At 57.5% G+C, this 16,625-nt stretch carries 18 protein-coding genes and 1 tRNA gene; 10 read left to right on the top strand and 9 right to left on the bottom strand.

What is annotated here, in order from left to right; translation table 11 throughout:
• Positions 1-82: 82 nt before the first annotated feature.
• Positions 83-1,507, bottom strand: a complete 1,425-nt coding sequence (gene glnA, locus P3M64_RS02375) for a type I glutamate--ammonia ligase (RefSeq protein WP_132938267.1) — start codon at positions 1,505-1,507, stop codon at positions 83-85.
• Positions 1,508-1,634: 127 nt separating this feature from the next.
• On the bottom strand, positions 1,635-1,973 hold the full coding sequence (locus P3M64_RS02370; RefSeq protein ID WP_132938268.1) for a P-II family nitrogen regulator: 339 nt from the start codon (positions 1,971-1,973) through the stop codon (positions 1,635-1,637).
• Positions 1,974-2,321: 348 nt separating this feature from the next.
• Here P3M64_RS02370 and P3M64_RS02365 point away from each other — a divergent pair, with 348 nt between their 5' ends.
• The 3 genes from P3M64_RS02365 (at position 2,322) to P3M64_RS02355 (ending at position 5,018) form a co-directional block, all read left to right on the top strand.
• Positions 2,322-3,509, top strand: a complete 1,188-nt coding sequence (locus tag P3M64_RS02365) for an aminotransferase (protein WP_132938269.1) — start codon at positions 2,322-2,324, stop codon at positions 3,507-3,509.
• The gene (locus P3M64_RS02360; RefSeq protein ID WP_132938270.1) at positions 3,509-4,174 is read left to right on the top strand and encodes a LysE/ArgO family amino acid transporter; all 666 of its coding nucleotides are present in this window, start codon (positions 3,509-3,511) and stop codon (positions 4,172-4,174) included. The genes P3M64_RS02365 and P3M64_RS02360 overlap by 1 nt, the downstream gene beginning before the upstream one ends.
• A gap of 127 nt (positions 4,175-4,301) precedes the next feature.
• Positions 4,302-5,018, top strand: coding sequence for a class I SAM-dependent methyltransferase (locus P3M64_RS02355; RefSeq protein ID WP_132938271.1), 717 nt, complete (start codon positions 4,302-4,304; stop codon positions 5,016-5,018).
• On the opposite strand, the gene P3M64_RS02350 is transcribed toward P3M64_RS02355, so the two are convergent.
• Complete coding sequence (locus tag P3M64_RS02350; RefSeq protein ID WP_132938272.1) at positions 4,974-5,501, bottom strand: P-loop NTPase family protein; 528 nt, start codon at positions 5,499-5,501, stop codon at positions 4,974-4,976. The genes P3M64_RS02355 and P3M64_RS02350 overlap by 45 nt on opposite strands.
• A 10-nt stretch (positions 5,502-5,511) precedes the next feature.
• Positions 5,512-6,147, bottom strand: a complete 636-nt coding sequence (locus P3M64_RS02345) for a thioredoxin family protein (RefSeq protein WP_132938273.1) — start codon at positions 6,145-6,147, stop codon at positions 5,512-5,514.
• Positions 6,148-6,396: 249 nt separating this feature from the next.
• Here P3M64_RS02345 and P3M64_RS02340 point away from each other — a divergent pair.
• Positions 6,397-6,473 (top strand) — tRNA-His (locus P3M64_RS02340).
• Positions 6,474-6,676: 203 nt separating this feature from the next.
• Here P3M64_RS02340 and P3M64_RS02335 read toward each other — a convergent pair.
• Genes P3M64_RS02335 through P3M64_RS02320 form a run of 4 tightly spaced genes read right to left on the bottom strand, consistent with a single transcriptional unit; the run spans position 6,677 to position 10,420 of the window.
• Complete coding sequence (locus P3M64_RS02335; RefSeq protein WP_132938274.1) at positions 6,677-7,285, bottom strand: GNAT family N-acetyltransferase; 609 nt, start codon at positions 7,283-7,285, stop codon at positions 6,677-6,679.
• 10 nt (positions 7,286-7,295) lie between these two features.
• Positions 7,296-8,549, bottom strand: a complete 1,254-nt coding sequence (locus tag P3M64_RS02330; protein WP_132938275.1) for a type III PLP-dependent enzyme — start codon at positions 8,547-8,549, stop codon at positions 7,296-7,298.
• Between the two features lie 2 nt (positions 8,550-8,551).
• Complete coding sequence (locus P3M64_RS02325; protein WP_132938276.1) at positions 8,552-8,806, bottom strand: hypothetical protein; 255 nt, start codon at positions 8,804-8,806, stop codon at positions 8,552-8,554.
• 48 nt (positions 8,807-8,854) lie between these two features.
• Positions 8,855-10,420 carry a DEAD/DEAH box helicase gene (locus P3M64_RS02320; protein ID WP_132938277.1) on the bottom strand — a complete coding sequence of 522 codons (1,566 nt, stop codon included), beginning with the start codon at positions 10,418-10,420 and terminating at the stop codon, positions 8,855-8,857.
• A 273-nt stretch (positions 10,421-10,693) separates the two neighbouring features.
• Here P3M64_RS02320 and P3M64_RS02315 point away from each other — a divergent pair, with 273 nt between their 5' ends.
• From P3M64_RS02315 to P3M64_RS02290, 6 genes are all read left to right on the top strand, one after another.
• Positions 10,694-11,236, top strand: a complete 543-nt coding sequence (locus P3M64_RS02315; protein WP_132938278.1) for a hydrolase — start codon at positions 10,694-10,696, stop codon at positions 11,234-11,236.
• Between the two features lie 62 nt (positions 11,237-11,298).
• Positions 11,299-11,691, top strand: coding sequence for a carboxymuconolactone decarboxylase family protein (locus P3M64_RS02310; protein ID WP_132938279.1), 393 nt, complete (start codon positions 11,299-11,301; stop codon positions 11,689-11,691).
• 38 nt (positions 11,692-11,729) lie between these two features.
• A complete protein-coding gene (locus P3M64_RS02305) occupies positions 11,730-12,449 on the top strand; it encodes an alpha/beta fold hydrolase (protein ID WP_132938280.1) in 720 nt (239 codons plus the stop codon).
• A 175-nt stretch (positions 12,450-12,624) separates the two neighbouring features.
• Entirely contained in the window at positions 12,625-13,146 is a 522-nt protein-coding gene (locus tag P3M64_RS02300) for a gamma carbonic anhydrase family protein (protein ID WP_132938281.1), read from the top strand.
• Between the two features lie 4 nt (positions 13,147-13,150).
• The gene (meaB, locus tag P3M64_RS02295; protein ID WP_132938282.1) at positions 13,151-14,116 is read left to right on the top strand and encodes a methylmalonyl Co-A mutase-associated GTPase MeaB; all 966 of its coding nucleotides are present in this window, start codon (positions 13,151-13,153) and stop codon (positions 14,114-14,116) included.
• Positions 14,113-14,343, top strand: a complete 231-nt coding sequence (locus tag P3M64_RS02290; protein WP_132938283.1) for a SlyX family protein — start codon at positions 14,113-14,115, stop codon at positions 14,341-14,343. Before meaB ends, P3M64_RS02290 begins: the two co-directional genes overlap by 4 nt.
• A gap of 297 nt (positions 14,344-14,640) precedes the next feature.
• Here the strand turns inward: P3M64_RS02290 and phaC are convergent, their stop codons facing one another.
• Positions 14,641-16,584: a class I poly(R)-hydroxyalkanoic acid synthase gene (phaC, locus tag P3M64_RS02285; protein ID WP_456119832.1), complete on the bottom strand. Its 1,944-nt coding sequence runs from the start codon at positions 16,582-16,584 to the stop codon at positions 14,641-14,643.
• Positions 16,585-16,625: the final 41 nt, after the last annotated feature.

Raw genomic sequence — 16,625 nt, 5'->3', positions numbered from 1 at the left:
TTTTGGAAACTGCGCCGCCAGGGCGCGATAAAAAAAGGCCCCTCCAAATTGGAGGGGCCTTTTTTTGCGGATTGGATACGGATTACACCGAGTAGTACATTTGAAATTCCACGGGATGGGGAGCGTGTTCCAGGGCGTACACTTCTTCCCATTTCAAGGACAGGTAGCCGTCGAGCATATCGTCGTTGAAGACGTCGCCCTTACGCAAGAAATCGCGGTCGGCGTTGAGAGATTCCAGGGCCTCGCGCAGGGATCCGCAAACCGTCGGGACTTCGGCCAACTCTTCGGGCGGAAGATCGTAGAGGTTTTTGTCCATGGCGTCGCCGGGATGGAGCTTGTTTTCGATACCGTCCAGGCCGGCCATCATCATCGCGGCGAAGGCTAGGTAAGGATTGGCGGTCGGATCGGGGAAACGGATTTCGACGCGCTTGCCTTTCGGGTTGCTCGAAAACGGTATGCGGCACGACGCGGAACGGTTGCGGGCGGAGTAAGCCAGCAAAACCGGAGCTTCAAAGCCGGGGATCAGGCGCTTGTAGCTGTTTGTTGACGGGTTGGTGAACGCGTTCAACGCCTTGGCGTGTTTGATGATGCCGCCGATATAATAAAGGGCCGTGTCGGAAAGGTCGGCGTAGCCGGATCCCGCGAACAACGGTTTGCCGTCTTTCCAAATGGATTGATGGGTGTGCATTCCCGATCCGTTGTCACCGGCGACGGGCTTGGGCATGAAGGTCGCGGTTTTGCCATAGGTGTGGGCGACCATGTGGGTGCAATATTTGTTGATTTGCACGTTATCGGCGGTGCGCACCAGGGTGGAGAACGCCATGCCCAATTCGTGCTGAGACGGCGCCACCTCGTGGTGGTGCTTGTCCATGACAAGCCCCATTTCCTTCATCACGCTAACCATTTCGGCGCGCAGGTCGTGGGCGCCATCAACGGGTGGAACCGGAAAATAACCGCCCTTTACCGGGGGGCGATGGCCGATGTTGCCGCCCTCGTCGAAGGCTTTCCCCGCGACATAAGGCCCTTCTTCGGATTCAAATTCGTAAAAGCAGTGGTTCATTTTGACGTCGAAGCGCACGTCGTCAAAAACAAAGAATTCCGGCTCGGGGCCAAAGTAGGCGGTATCGCCGATACCCGTGGCGGCGAGATATGCCTCGGCCTTTTTGGCGACGGAACGAGGATCACGGTTGTAGGCTTGGCCGGTTGACGGTTCGTTGATGTCACAAAAGAGGATCATCTGCGGTTGCGCGGCGAACGGGTCCATAACGGCCGTTGTCGCATCGGGAATCAAGGACATATCCGACTCGTTGATCGCCTTCCAACCCGCGATCGAGGAACCGTCGAACATGATGCCGTCTTCGAAGGAGTCGGCGTCAACGAAATCCGAGCACATGGTCAAGTGCTGCCACTTGCCGCGCGGATCGGTGAACCGCAGATCAACGTACTCGATGTTGTCCTCTTTCAGGAGTTTCAAGACGTCATCAGGTGTCTTGCAATTGAGTGACATGAAATTAAGTCCTTTGTCTTTAAATGTTGAAACGTACGATTGGGATCACACCGTCATGATCTTAGCGGGGATAAACGCCACGAATGCGAAGACGCCATCCTGAAGGCCTATGGCCGGCGATTTGAAGTTAGATGGCTTCGGCTCCACGTTCTCCGGTGCGCACGCGAATGGCGTCTTCGACGGGGGAAATGAATATTTTCCCGTCACCGATACGCCCCGTTTGGGCCGCCTGTTGAATAGCCTCCACGGCGCGTTCGACCATCGTATCCTCGACGACAAGTTCGATTTTGACCTTTGGTAAAAAATCGACCACATATTCGGCGCCGCGGTAAAGTTCGGTATGGCCTTTTTGGCGGCCGAATCCCTTCGCCTCGAGGACGGTGATGCCTTGCAGGCCGACTTCGTGCAAAGCATCCTTAACCTCGTCAAGCTTGAACGGCTTGATAATCGCCTCAATTTTTTTCATGGGCTTGTGCCTCTTGTGTGTCGATATGTGATACGCCGACGCCAAGCCAGCGCCCGGCCGTCGTCGCGAGAAGGCAGAATGATATCCTAACCGATAGCATGAGACATGCCATTTTAAAACAGATCATTTAACATGTTGTTATAGAATAAAAATTTATTATTTTCCAATTTCATGAGGTGCTTTTGGCGGCTTTTTCATGATTAATTATTATGCAATTGCCTAACGGAAATGCAGGTGCAAATACGAGCGTCTCCGTGTGCTTGGGAGTAAGGCATGGAAAGACTGGACGAGGGGGCGCTCGTATGGTTTCGTCCATCCTTTCCGTGCACGGATCGAGGGGGGCTATCGGTGAAAAAAGGCAACACTATCTTGTCGGGTTACGCGACGACGATCTTCACGGTGATGAGCGCCCTGGCCAATGAGCACGACGCCATCAACCTGGGCCAGGGTTACCCCGATGAGGACGGGCCGCGCGATATTCGCCGCCGTGCCGCGGACGCCGTGTTCGAGGGACCGAACCAATATCCGCCGATGATGGGCACGCCCCAATTGCGCCGCGCCGTGGCCGCGCACAATGCGCGCTTTTATGGCTTGGACATCGACCCCGACACGGAAGTCATCGTCACCTCCGGGGCGACCGAGGCGCTCTGCGATAGCCTGCTCGGATTGATCGAACCGGGAGACGAGGTCGTTTTGATCGAACCCTTGTACGACAGTTATGCGCCGATCGTTCGCCTCGCCGGAGGTGTCGCGAAAACGGTCCGCATGGAGCCCCCTCGCTGGACACTTCCCCGAGAGGCTCTGGCCGCGGCCTTTAGTGATAAAACGAAGTTGATCGTTCTCAATTCTCCGCACAATCCATCGGGCAAGGTTTTCGATCGAGATGAACTGTCCTTCATTGCGATGCTGCTTAAAAAACACGACGCCTATGCGGTGTGCGACGAGGTCTACGAGCACTTGGTTTTCGATGGCCTGGCGCATATCCCCCTGATGTGTCTTGAAGACATGCGCGATCGTTGCGTGCGCATCGGCTCGGCGGGGAAAACCTTTTCCTTGACCGGCTGGAAGGTCGGCTACATTACCGCCTCGCCCGAATTGATCGCGCCGATCGCCAAGGCGCACCAGTTTGTCACCTTTACCACCGCGCCCCACTTGCAAAGCGCGGTGGCCTACGGCTTGGCCAAGGAGGCGGCGTATTTCAGCGCCCTCGCCCAAACGATGCAGGACAAACGCGACCGTCTGACGCAAGGCCTGCGCGCGGCGGGGTTCGAGGTCATGGCGGCGCACGGTTCCTACTTTATCACCGCCGACATTCGTTCCGTGGGGCACGTCGGCGGCGATGTCGATTTTTGTCGCCACATCACCATCGAAGCCGGCGTCACCGCCGTGCCGGTCAGCGCTTTCTATGAAGGGGGCGGGGCCGACCACTTCGTGCGCTTTTGCTTTTGCAAGAACGACGCGACCTTGGATGAAGCCTGCCGCCGCCTACAAAAACATTTTGCCCGAAGCGTCCCGCGGGAGGGGACGCCCTTGTGATGGTGTCTTTTTCGAGCCCGTTTGTAAGCCCGGCGTTGGAAGGTTTCGCTCTCGGCGCGGGCCTGATCGTCGCCATCGGCGCACAAAATGCGTTTGTTCTGCGCCAAGGGCTGAAACGCCGCCATGTTTTTGCCGTCGCCACGGTGTGTTTCCTCTCCGACGTGGTGTTGATCGCCTTGGGGGCGGGGGGTATGGGGACCTTGGTGTCTTCTCACCAAGGTTTGCTCGTGCTCGCTTCGCTCGGGGGCGGTGCATTTCTGATTGCCTATGGCTATCGCTCGCTGCGCGCGGCGTTTCATCCCGGGGTGTTGAAGGCGGCCGTCCAGAACGAGTCCCCCTCCCTGCGCGCCACGCTCGCGACGGCGCTGGCGCTGACATATCTCAACCCGCATGTCTATCTGGATACCGTCGTCTTGCTGGGATCGGTCGCGGGACGTCACGTCGGGGCCGAACGCGTCGCCTTCGCGCTCGGCGCGTCGTTCGCCTCGATGGTTTGGTTTTATACCCTGGGCTATGGCGCGGGCCGCCTAGCGCCATTGTTCGCGAAACCCATCAGCTGGCGCGTTCTTGACGGCCTCATCGCCATCGTCATGTGGACGATCGCGTTCAGCCTTTTAAAGCCGTATGTTCTGCGCGCCCCGGCATGGTTGGCCGGGGTGTGGTAAAAACGAACGCCCTTGACGGTGCGTTCGTCATGGCCCTTCAAGGGGCGTTCCCATACTCTCGCCATGTTTTACGCCAACGGTGTAAGCATGATGCTCACGAAGCCGCATTCGCGTGGAGGTTTTTGAAATGAGAGAGGCGCTCGATAGTGGAAAGCTAAAAACCATCTATGGCCATGTCGCCAAGCGATACGATTTTCAGCATTCTTTTTTTACGGCGCGATCGGATCAGCGTGGACGCGAGCTCCTGGTCGATAAGGCGGTTGGCGGTGGCGACATGGTCCTCGACTGTGGCGCGGGCACGGGTTCCACCGGGATATTGGCGGCGGGCAAGGCCGGAGAATCTGGAAAAGTCGTATTCTTTGACGCCAGCGAGGAAATGTTGGCGCTCGCCAAAGAAAAAACGGCGCGCACCCACGTACGGGCCCGGATCGCGTTTCGACGGGGCGACATGCTCGATTTACCGTTCGAAGACGACAGCTTTGATGTTGTCCTTTCTACATACAGCATGTGCCCGGTGCACGATCCCGCCAAGGGCGCCATGGAGCTGTATCGCGTCACCAAACCGGGGGGACGCATAGGCGTCGCACACTCCACCGATCCCGAGGCCCCGGTCGTTAAATGGTTGGCGGATCGAGTCGAGGACCTTGTTTGGCATATCCCGTCAATATCCCTGGGGTGTCGATCTGTTCGTGTCTTACCCACCCTGGAGAAACTCGGTTGTGTGTGTATTTTTAAAGAACACATCGGCGTGCCGCTATGGCCTTTCTTCGTTTTCGTCGTGGAAAAACCGGCGCTTCCGTCATCGTACGGTGAGGGACTTAAAAGCCGAGCGGGGCGAGGGTAAATTTTCATCATTCCGCGTCACCTCTTTCTTTTCTCCCGTAAAAGAATCGAAGAGGGCGCGGTGCGCGGCCAGGGAATATTCGTCGCGGCGGTTCGGATAACGACGCACCCATTCGATCAGCATGGCGAGATTTTTATCCTGCTGCGCGGCGCTTTTGTATTTATGGGGCTCCCACGGCCTGCTTTTGCAATTGGCGACACAGGCCTCGACCCCAGGGTTCATGAAAAAAAGCTGGTCGGCCCGGACGATCGCCACGCCGAGAAGGCCCGCGTAGACGCCTTCGATGACCCACTTCCGATTTTGCGCGATGAAGGTTTCTATTTCTTCGGCGCTATCGCAGAGCGCCTTGCGCGACGGCGGCGTGGCGTCTGTCCAAGCCAGGGTGTCCAGGTCTAGGCGTGCCAGTCCATAATGGTTTGCATAATGGCGGGCTAGGGTGGTTTTCCCCGACCCGGCATTGCCGAAAATTACGATTTTTTGCATTTCACTGCACCTACGAACCGTAGGATTTTTCCAGAAAGTCCAAATTTTTTTGTATCCAGGCACGCAATCCCAATCCTTGTTGGGGGCCGTGCTTGTTGACGTATTGCAGCGCCGCGAAATAATGAAGGGGCGGTAGGAAACCCGGCATTCGGTAAATCTCGGAAGCATCGGGCGCATAAAAAATGGTTGTCGGTGTGCCGTTAACCCGATTTCGCGCCGAAAAATCGTGCTGACTGAGCGTCGTCCCGGTAAAGTCGCGCATGGTTCTGTCGGACCGCATATCGACCTGCACCACGCTGAACTTGCGCTTCATCAGATCGACGATTTTGGGGTCACGAAAGTCTTCCTTGTGCAGACGGGCGCAAAAGGGACAACCAGGCTGCTCGTAGAGAACGACGAAGATCTTACCTGCCAGGCTCGCCGCCTTCAGGGCTTGGGCCAGATCAATGTTTTTGTCCGGGGAAACCATCCAGGACTCGACGTGGATACCGTCGATCATTTTCATCGCTTCGGGGGCGGCGGGGGCGGCCCGTGTCGGCGACGGTGCGAGACCTAAAGTCAAGGCGAAAACGACGATGGAGAGGATCACGCTCAGCGCGGCGGAAGAGTGTTGTGACGTTATCAATTTCATTTCTTTTGTTTCCATCGTATCCCTCCGTTTCTCCAGGGATCCCTAATTTTGACACGTCAATGGAAGGTCCCGCCTTGGAAGAACCTTAATTCAGCCAATTGCTCGCGCAGACTATCATAATTTCCTAATCCGCCGGGTTCACAAGACAGTGATTTGTCGAGCGAGGTCTGACGCAATATTTTTTTAACGGTGGCGCACGCGACAGCTTGACGGGGCGAGGCGATCCGTCTACTTAGGTGCCGTATTCACGGCAACGGGAATATGGTGGCTGTAGCTCAGTTGGTTAGAGCGCCGCGTTGTGGTCGCGGAGGTCGTGGGTTCGAATCCCATCAGCCACCCCATCATTTTTCTTCCGCCGTCTCATTGTTTCCCTCAAAATTTCAGTCTCCGAAAAACGCGGTATGACCAGGAACGCGGTATGATCGTGGTTGTCTTTCGTTTGGCGGGTTAAGGTTAACGGCCAACGCGAACGACCCCGCGCCTTCATGGACGCGGGGTCGCGTGTCATCGGTTTGTGTTTCGCAATTCCGTAATTGGTGGGCGACTATACGCCGAACCAATCCCGGCCGTTATGCGCGCCATTTCCCGAGACCAAGAAGGGTTGGGTGATGGTGGCGTCGCGCGGGGCCTCGATCATGCCACCGACGCCGCGTAAGGCGTCGGGGACGAGTTCCCGGGCGAGGAAGCGCTCAAGAGCGACGGGGCCGGGCAGGGCGAGGTCCCGCGCCAAGTCGCGACGAAACCCGAACCGCCGGTAATAAGGCTCGTCGCCGACCAGAACGACGATCTCGTGACCGTGATCCTGGGCGCGGGCAAGGCCACGGTGCATCAATCGGGTGGCGATGCCCAGCCCCTGGTACGCGCTGGCGACCGCCAGTGGGCCAAGCAATAGAGCCGGTATTTGTGCGCCGATACGGATCGGCCAAAACCGCAACGTGCCGACCAACTGGCCACGGCGCATGGCGACGAGGCTAAGATCGCCAAGAGGCGCGGTGTTCTCGCGCAGGCGATACACGGTTTTTTTGAGGCGGTCTTGTCCGAAACGAGCATGCACCAGCATATCCACATCGGAGGTGTGGTGCGCTTTCTCGGTTTGAATCACGACGGTGTCGTCGGTCCCGCTTTCAGGGACAACATGCAAAAGAGCGTTCATCGCGGCGGTCCTATATGCAGATCGTTTCAAGCGGCGCGAAGCCATTGAAATTCACTGCGGAATACGTGGTGGTGTATGCCCCCGTCGAGAGGATCAGAACCTTGTCGCCGGCTTTCAGGCGGGCGGGCATCCGGTACGGGGTCTTTTCGTACAGGATGTCGGCGCTGTCGCAGGTCGGGCCGGCGATCACGACGGGGACGGTTTCCCCGCCGTCATGGGGGGTCATGAAGCGATATTTAATCGCTTCGTCCATGGTTTCGGCGAGGCCGGAAAATTTCCCGATGTCCAGATACACCCATCGTCGCCCGTCTTCGTCGCCCTTGTGGGCGGTGAGCACCACTTCGGCCTGGATAACGCCACTGTCACCCGCGATGGACCGCCCCGGTTCGATGATAATTTCGGGAATATCATGACCGAAACGCCGTACCAGGGCTATTTTTACCGCCTCGGCATAGGCCTCGACGGGGTTTACCCGTGCGCGATAACGCGCGGGAAATCCACCCCCCAGGTTAAGCATGCGCAGCTCGATTCCGTCACTTTTCAACTGGGCGAAAAGGTCGGCCGTCTGGCCCAAGGCGATATCCCATTGGTGAAGGTCGGTCTGCTGGGAACCGACGTGAAAGGAAACCCCATAAGGATCCAATCCCAGGTCGCGGGCCTTGCGCAGAAGGTCGCGCGCCATTTCGAGGGTGCAGCCGAATTTACGCGACAGCGGCCATTCGGCGCCGGCGCATAGCATCAGAACGCGGCAATACACGCTGGCGTCAGGGGCGACGTGAGCGATTTTTTCCAATTCTTCGGCGCTGTCAAAGGCGAACAGGCGCACGCCTTTGGTATACGCCGAAGCGATGTCGGCCTGTTTTTTGATCGTATTCCCATAGGAAACACGCGATGCCGGGACGCCGAGTTCCAGACACAGATCGATCTCATTGGGGCTGGCGGTGTCGAAGTGCGATCCCAGGGCCGCCAAACGGGCGACGACCTCGCGCGCCGGGTTGGCTTTGACCGCGTAATAGATTTTGGCCAACGGCAATGCCCGGTTGAGCGAGACGTAGTTGTGTTCGATGATGTCCACGTCCACGATCAGACAGGGCGAGGGCACTTCGTGGCGCGCCAAATATTCGGCGATCCGGGGCGGAAGGCCGCCCTGTTCCTCAGGGAGGCGCACCCCTTCAACAGGGTCGGGCACCAGGGAAATAGGCGTTTTTTTGGAAACGGTTGTACGCAGCAATAGGGCATCGCGCCCCTGTTCAGTAGCAAACATCGTCACACCCCTTCTAGTCCGGCCTTGCCGGGGAAACCAAAAAGGACGCGTTCGTCGTTACATAAACCACCAAGGGCCAGCGGCACGTGCGTGTGCGTCATTGAGGAAATGTGGAATACGCGGAAAAGTTTTTTTTGGCAATAAAAAAACGATCGGATTTCTTTTTTTTTCGTCGGTGGTGAAGATGAAAAAAAGGCGCCCCAAAAAACAGGATCGAAGATAGGGCGGAAAAAGAACGAAAAAAGCGCCGGAAGCACAAAGAAGCCACCAATCGGAGGGCTGGTGCGTCCCCCGGCGTCTCAACGTCACCCTTGCGGCGCGGCCGGTTTTTTCTTTTTCTTCTTCACGGTTGTCGAAATCGGTCGGGTTAAAAAAGCGGGAAGATGATCATGGTTGCGCGCGGGTACATCGTCTGCCCCGCTTCGGCCTGCGCCACCCCGAGATTTCGTCGCCTGCGTCCGGGGCGCTTGTTTAGCTTTGGGCGTGTCTTTGGGGGGCGTTGTCGTTGCGTCCCGAGTGGGAGACTCCGTCGTTTTGATCGCACCGGACTCTCCGCTGGAGGTATCGGCGCGTTTAGAACTGCGCCGCCGACGGCGTTTTTTCGGCGCGTTCTCGGAGCCGGGTTCCTCCGAATTCGCCGAGGCGGCATCCCGCGGGGACGATTTTTGCGGTTCGTGGCCACGCGATGGGCGTTTGGCCGCAGAATCAAGGGATGTTTCCGTGACGCCTTCCAGAGTGATGCGGGGAATTTCCCGGCCAATCAGCTTTTCGATTTCGGCGATGTACTTAGCGTCTTGGGGAACCGCGATCGTATAGGCGTGGCCCTTGAGGCCGGCCCGGCCCGTTCGCCCGATCCGGTGAACATAATCTTCGGCGTGGGTCGGAACGTCGAAATTGAAAACATGGCTGAGCGCCGGGATATCCAGGCCGCGCGCGGCGACGTCCGAGCAAATCAAGTGGGTGAATTTTTTATCTTTGAAATCGCGCAGCATTTCCATGCGCGCCGGCTGCGACATGTCACCGTGCAACTGACCGACGCTGTATCCGCGCTTCTGCATCGACCTAAAAAGGACGGAGATATCGCGCTTGCGGTTGCAGAAAATAATCGAATCGGAAACGTTTTCTCGGGCGATAAATTCGCGCAACGCCGCGCGTTTTTCCTTCATTCCCCCTCCGGGGCGCTTGCCGTCCATATGGGGGACGACCAGCAATCCTTGAGTCACGGTCTCCGCCGCCGACGTCAGGGGAGCCACGGTGATTTCCTTGGGATTGAGGAGGAATTTGTCGGCCAGTTTGCGAATGGCCGGGGCCAGCGTCGCAGAGAAAAACAGCGTTTGTCGGATCGGCGACAGCAAGGATACGATTTTTTCGACATCGGGGATAAAGCCCATATCGAGCATCCGGTCGGCCTCGTCGATAACCAGAATTTTGACGTCGTTCATCAAAAGATGGCCGCGCTCGAACATGTCGAGCAGGCGCCCCGGCGTGGCGATCAGAACATCCGCCCCCCGATCGAGGACCGTTTGCTGTTCGCGCATATTGGTGCCGCCGATCAGCAACGCCTTGTTGAGTTTGTGGTACTTGCCGTAAATGTCGAAGTTTTCAGCGACCTGCGACGCCAACTCGCGTGTTGGCTCCAAGATCAGCGAGCGCGGCATGCGCGCCTTGGCTCGGCCATTGGCGAGAATGTCGATCATGGGCAGGGTGAACGATGCGGTCTTGCCGGTTCCCGTCTGGGCGCAACCAAGAATGTCGCGGCCCATGAGGACGGTGGGAATAGCCTGCTCTTGAATGGGGGTCGGCCTGACATATCCGGCGTCATCGACAGCGCGCAGAACGTTATCGCCAAGTCCTAGTTCGGTAAAATTCATATGGTTTTGTTTGTCCCCCCGTTCGCGCCAAAGGCGGTGCACGGGAATATTTATTGAAAAAAAGAACTGCAGCGGGATAATTAGACTTTCCGCCGCTGATGTCAATGCCGACGCCGGGATGATCCTTAGGCGGGGCGCCCGGAGAGATCGCAACTCAGGGCCGGAGAGATCGCAACTCAGGGAAGGTGGAATAGGTGTGCTCTGGGCTTGATGTTCTTTCCCGATGCGAGCCTTTAATCTTTGCGGGGGGAACGTTGTTTATGGGAGATCTCGGTGCTGCTGGACATTGCGCAAAGCCTTTTGGTGGTCGTTGACGTTCAAGAAAGGCTGTTGCCGGCGATGTCGGCGCCGGGTGCGGTGCGCGCGCAATTGGCGATCTTGACGCGAGGGGCTTCGATCTTGGGTGCGCCGGTGCTGGCGTCGGAACAGTATCCACGGGGAATAGGCCCTACCGTCGAGGATTTGCGCCCCCACATCCCGGCGAAGGATATCATCGAGAAGAATTCATTTTCATGTCTGGCCTGCGCCCCCTTCGTCGAACGTTTGGGCGCGTTCGACCGCACTCAGGTCGTGCTTAGTGGGATCGAGGCGCATGTCTGCGTCCTGCAAACGGCGCTTGATCTACGTGCGCGGGATGTGGAGGTATTCGTAGTCGCCGATGCGACGGGATCGCGAACTGCGCGAAACCATCGTCTCGGGATCGCGCGAATGCGTCAGGCCGGGTGCCGGATCGTCAGCGTCGAGATGGTGCTTTTCGAATGGTTGAGAACGTCGGCATCTGAAAAATTCAAACAAATAAGCGCGCTGATCAAATAACATACGTTCTAAATATACGCGTCGCGCGCCGCTTTATACATTCTTTGCGTAAAGGATCGATTATGCCCGATAAGGATTTATACGCCATCGGCTGGGAAAAACTCAAAGAGATCGACGGCGCCGCCGGCGAGCGCGTGATTGAGGCCTTGAAGGACATCGCGCCGGATTTGGCCAGGTATACTATTGAATTTCCTTTTGGTGAGATATACAGCCGTCCCGGTCTGGACCTGAAATCGCGCGAAATTGCGACGGTTGCGGCCTTGACGGCGCTCGGCAACGCCGTTGCTCAGCTCAAAGTGCATATTCACGGCGCCCTGAATGTCGGCTGTTCCCGGCAGGAGATCGTGGAAATCATGATACAGATGGCTGTCTACGCGGGGTTCCCTTCGGCCTTGAACGGCATTTTCGCCGCCAAAGAGGTTTTTGCCGAACGTGACGTTAACGAATTGGATTGAACTGAACGTTTTTTAAAAGAGGTCGAAAATCGAGACTCATGAGCGAAAACCCCACCCTTATTCTTCTTCCCGGACTTTTAAACGATGAAATGTTGTGGCGTCATCAGGTCCACGCCCTCGGCGATATTTCTTTTACCCGGGTCGCCGATTTAACCCGGGAGGACAATATGGCCGATTTGGCCCGCGCCGTTTTGCGCCGGGCGCCTGAAAAATTCGCGCTTGCGGGATTATCCATGGGCGGCTACGTGGCGATGGAAATCATGCGACAAGAGCCCGATCGCGTCGCCGGTCTGGCCTTGCTTGACACCAGTGCTCGGCCCGACACGCCCGAGATCACGGCGCGCCGCCTGGCGCTGATGAAAGAGGCGGAATTGGGGGAATTTCGTGGCGTGACGGCGAAATTGCTCCCCAATCTGGTGCATCCATCCCATGTTAACGCGCCGGGCGTGCGGGACGTGGTTTTTGAAATGGCGGAAAGAGTGGGTAAGCTCTCGTTCATGCGTCAGCAAAACGCCATTATGAACCGCCTTGATTCACGGCCTTTCCTGAAAGATATCGACTGTCCGACATTGGTCTTGTGTGGTCAAAACGACCAATTGGCGCCACCGGAAATTCACCGCGAGATCGTCGATATGATTGGCGACAACGCGCACCTTGTGGTGGTTCCGGAATCTGGGCATCTCACCCCGCTGGAAGAACCCGACGCCGTCAATAGGGCGATGCGTGAGTGGCTAGGGCGATGCATGAGTGGCTTTTGACGACCTAATGGGCTCACGCCGAGCATTTCAACGCGGTGTCGCACGGCGTCTTGGGCGGCGGTATCGAGCTCGATTTTTGGCACGTGGTGTTCTATCGTTTCACTTTGCCGCCGGGGTAGGGCGCAAGGAAGAAAAATCAACACGGAGAGGCGCCTAAAACACTATGGAAACGACAATGGTCCCATATATACGATCCTACCGGGATGCGTACCCTCGCATTGACGCGGGCGCCTACGTCGCCGCGGGCGTGGTCATTGCGGGGGATGTCGAAATTGGCCCGGATAGCGGGATTTGGTATGGTTGCGTCATCCGCGCCGACGTCAATAAGGTGCGTGTCGGCGCGCGCACCAATATTCAGGACGGAACGATTGTCCATGAATCGCGGCTTTATCCGACGCTGATCGGCGATGACGTGACGATCGGCCATATGGCGGTAATCCACGCCTGCACACTGGGGGACGGCTGCTTTATCGGCATGAAGGCGATGGTCATGGACGGCGCGGTGGTCGAAGCGGGCGCGTTGCTGGCCGCGGGGGCCATGCTGACGCCTGGGAAAACCGTACCCGGCGGTCAATTATGGGCCGGGAGCCCTGCGCGCTACGTGCGCGATATCAATGAACAAGACCGCGCGATGATGGACTATACCGCCCCGCATTACGTCAAGCTGGCCCATGAATACAAAAATTCCGGAGGCTAAGCCGATGACGGACAATACGATCGCAGGCTTGAGCGCGGGAATAGGGGCGGGAGACCCCCGCGCCATCGCCCGCGCGATGTCCCTTATAGAGGGCCGCACGGCGGCGGCGGCGGCCCTCATGGGCGAGGTGCAAAAGCATACCGGACGGGCCCATATCGTCGGTTTGACGGGGGTGCCGGGAAGCGGCAAATCGACCATGGTGGCATCCCTCACGCGGTTGCTGCGCAGTCAAAACGTGCGTGTGGGGATTATCGCCATTGATCCGTCGAGTCCGTTTTCCGGTGGCGCGATCCTGGGTGATCGAGTGCGAATGTCCGGGTTTTCCGGCGATGACGGCGTTTTCATCCGCTCGATGGCGACCCGAGGCGCTTTGGGCGGCTTGGCCCGCGCCAGCCTCGACACGGTGGATATTTTGGACGCCGCCGGATATGACGTGGTGTTGATCGAAACTGTCGGTGTGGGGCAGGACGAGGTGGATATCGTTCAGGCGGCCCATACCGTGGTGGTGGTCTCCGCGCCTGGACTTGGCGACGACATTCAGGCGATCAAGGCCGGCGTCTTGGAAATCGCCGATATTCACGTGGTCTCCAAATGCGATCGACCGGGATGGGAGCGCACAGTGGCCGAATTGAAGGCGATGATGTCGTTGGGGCGCTACGCCCAGGGGCCGTCGGCCTGGCGCGCCCCGGTGATCCCGACCAGTGCCGAGACCGGGCAGGGCATGGACGAACTTTGCCGCACCCTGGACGCACACCGGCGCGCCCTCGAAAAAAGCGGCGAATTGGCCGCGCGCAAACGGGCGATCATCGAAATGCGGATCGTTAAAAGCATTGAAGATCAGATCCGCGCGCGTATCGCGGCGACACGGGAAGGGGGCCTAAAGGAAATGGTCGAGCGGGTCGAAAACCATGAAATCGATATCCATGGCGCGGCGGTTATGATTTTGGATCATTTGGGGGAATCCGTATGAGCGCACAAGATATCGGCGAAATAGCGCGACGGCTGGCGTCCCTCGAAGAATTTTCGGCCCACCAGCAGGCCACGATCGAGGATTTGTCGGCGATGGTCGAGGCTTTGTGGAAAACGGTGGACCGGCAAAATGCGCTCATCGAAAGACTGAAATCCAACATGTTGGATATCGAGGACCGGGTCGATGGCAACGTTCCTTCCGCCGACGTGAGGCCGCCGCATTACTAGGGTCAGGACCTCTTAATCTGGTGCGTCTGGTTTGTGAAAAATGTCACAGACCTAGGAGAAGTCTTGCCGGAAGTGCCGTTCACTTTCAAAAGTCTTCGACGACGCTCTTGGGGCATTTTTCACAAATCCCTGCGGGACGGGATGAGTTTAAGTGCGGATGTCGTTGGAAAATCCTTGCAATGAGGGCCATTGCGGCGGGCTCTCCGCCTAACCCACACTTAAGTTCATCTCCGCCAGACGCACCAGATTAAGAGGTCCTGACCCTAATGCACGGTATTTCCTGCGATGTTGCGCGGCTTATTTCGTCTTCGGCTTGGCCGCGTCTTCTCGGTGGTCCGTTTGATGATCGGCACGCATCACAACGTAGGCGCCGGGGGCGTCGCACAAGGGCTTCAAGGCGCCGTCGCCGGGAATACGCGCAGGAATATTCTTCACGCCTGCGTATTTGTTGATCCACTTCGCCCAATCGGGCCACCATGATCCCGTATGTTGGATTGCGCCGTTCAGCCACGCATCGGGACTGGTGGCGGCGTCCCCATCGGTCCAGTAGCAGTACTTGCGCTTTACCGGCGGGTTGACGACGCCGGCGACGTGGCCCGATGCGGAAAGCACGAACCGCGTTTCCCCTTGGTAGACGTTGACGGCCTGAAAAGTCGATTTCCAAGGCGCGATATGATCCTCGCGCGCCGCCATAATATAGGACGGCGTATCGATACGGCCCAAATCCAAGGCGACATCATCTATTGTCAGCGCTCCGGGTTGAACCAGTTTGTTATCCAGGTACATGTTCCTCAGATAATAGGCATGCATGACTGCGGGCATGCGGGTCGAATCGGAGTTCCAATACAAAAGATCGAACGGGAAGGGGTCTTTCCCCAGGAGATAGTTGTCGATAACGAAGGACCAGATTAGATCGTTGGAGCGCAGCATGGAAAATGTCGTCGCCATTTCGCCGCCTTCAAGGTAACCGCGCTCGGTCATCCGCTGCTCGAGGGATGCGACCTGTTCCTCATCGATGAAAACCGACATTTCTCCAACGTCGGAAAAATCGACCAACGTGGTGAAGTAGGTGGCGCTTTTGATGCGCTTTTTCCAGCGCGCGTCCGTCGTTCCGGCGATGTAGGCCAGGGTGCTCGCCAGCAAGGTTCCACCGATGCAATATCCGATGGCGTTGACCTGGCGCTCACCGGTGGCTTTTTCGATCGCTTCGAGCGCGCCTAACGGCCCGCACCGCATGTAATCGGCAAATGTTTCGCGGGCCAGTTTCTCGTCCGGGTTGACCCATGAAATGGTGAATACCGTGTGGCCCTGTTCGCAGGCCCATCGGACAAAAGAGTTATCGGCGCGCATGTCCAGAATGTAGTATTTGTTGATCCACGGCGGGATGATCAACAATGGAGTCTTGCGCACTTTCTGTGTCCTGGGGGCGTACTGGATCAGTTCCATCAACGCATTGCGATAGATTACTTTACCTTCGGTGGTGGCGAGGTTGACGCCGACCTTGAAGGCCTCTAGGTCGGTTTGCCGAACGGCCAGTTGCCCATGCCCCCGCTCGAGGTCCGCAAGCATGTTCTTCAAGCCCTTAAGCAGATTTTCCCCGCGCGTTTCAAGGGTCGCCTTCAACACTTCCGGATTGGTCATGACGAAGTTTGTCGGCGATAGGGCATCGGTAAACTGGCGGACGTAAAAATCGACTTTGCGCGCCGTTTTGGCGTCTACCCCGGGAACGTTTTGCATGGTTGACTGCATCCAGCGTGACGTCAGAAGGTAGGACTGTTTGATGTAATCGAAGACGGCATTATCCCGCCAAGCCGCATCCTTGAAGCGTTTGTCCCCGATTTCCGGGGTCGCGACGGGGGGCGCTTCCCGGCCCATCATGCGCTCGGAGGCGTTCTGCCACAATTTCAGGTAATCGTTCCACAAAGAGACATGCGCGCTTACCACCGTTGCGGGGTCGCGCGTCATTCGCTCCATGACGTCCATAAAGGCTTTGGCCACGTTCATCGGGTCGGCCATGCTTTTTTGCAGCATCGCTCCGGGGTGCGGTGCGGCATGCTGTTGGGCGATGAAATCCGCTACAATTCTTTGCGAGCGCTCGGCTATGGTGGCCATGATCCCGCTAAGCTCTGCGTTATCGCCATTTTTGTTCGCATCGGCGGCGAGGTCGGAGCTTTCGGATGACGGCGCTTCGGTGGTCGGAATTGCAGAGGCTTTTTTGATTTTGTCCGCAGGATTGTGCATGGAGAATCGTAACCTCAAAGGGGGGGATTTGGATGTTACCA

It is taken from the genome of Varunaivibrio sulfuroxidans (assembly GCF_029318635.1).
Lineage (GTDB): Bacteria > Pseudomonadota > Alphaproteobacteria > Rhodospirillales > Magnetovibrionaceae > Varunaivibrio > Varunaivibrio sulfuroxidans.
The sequence above is the reverse complement of the archived record's forward strand: the minus strand, read 5'-3'. Positions and strand labels throughout refer to the sequence as shown.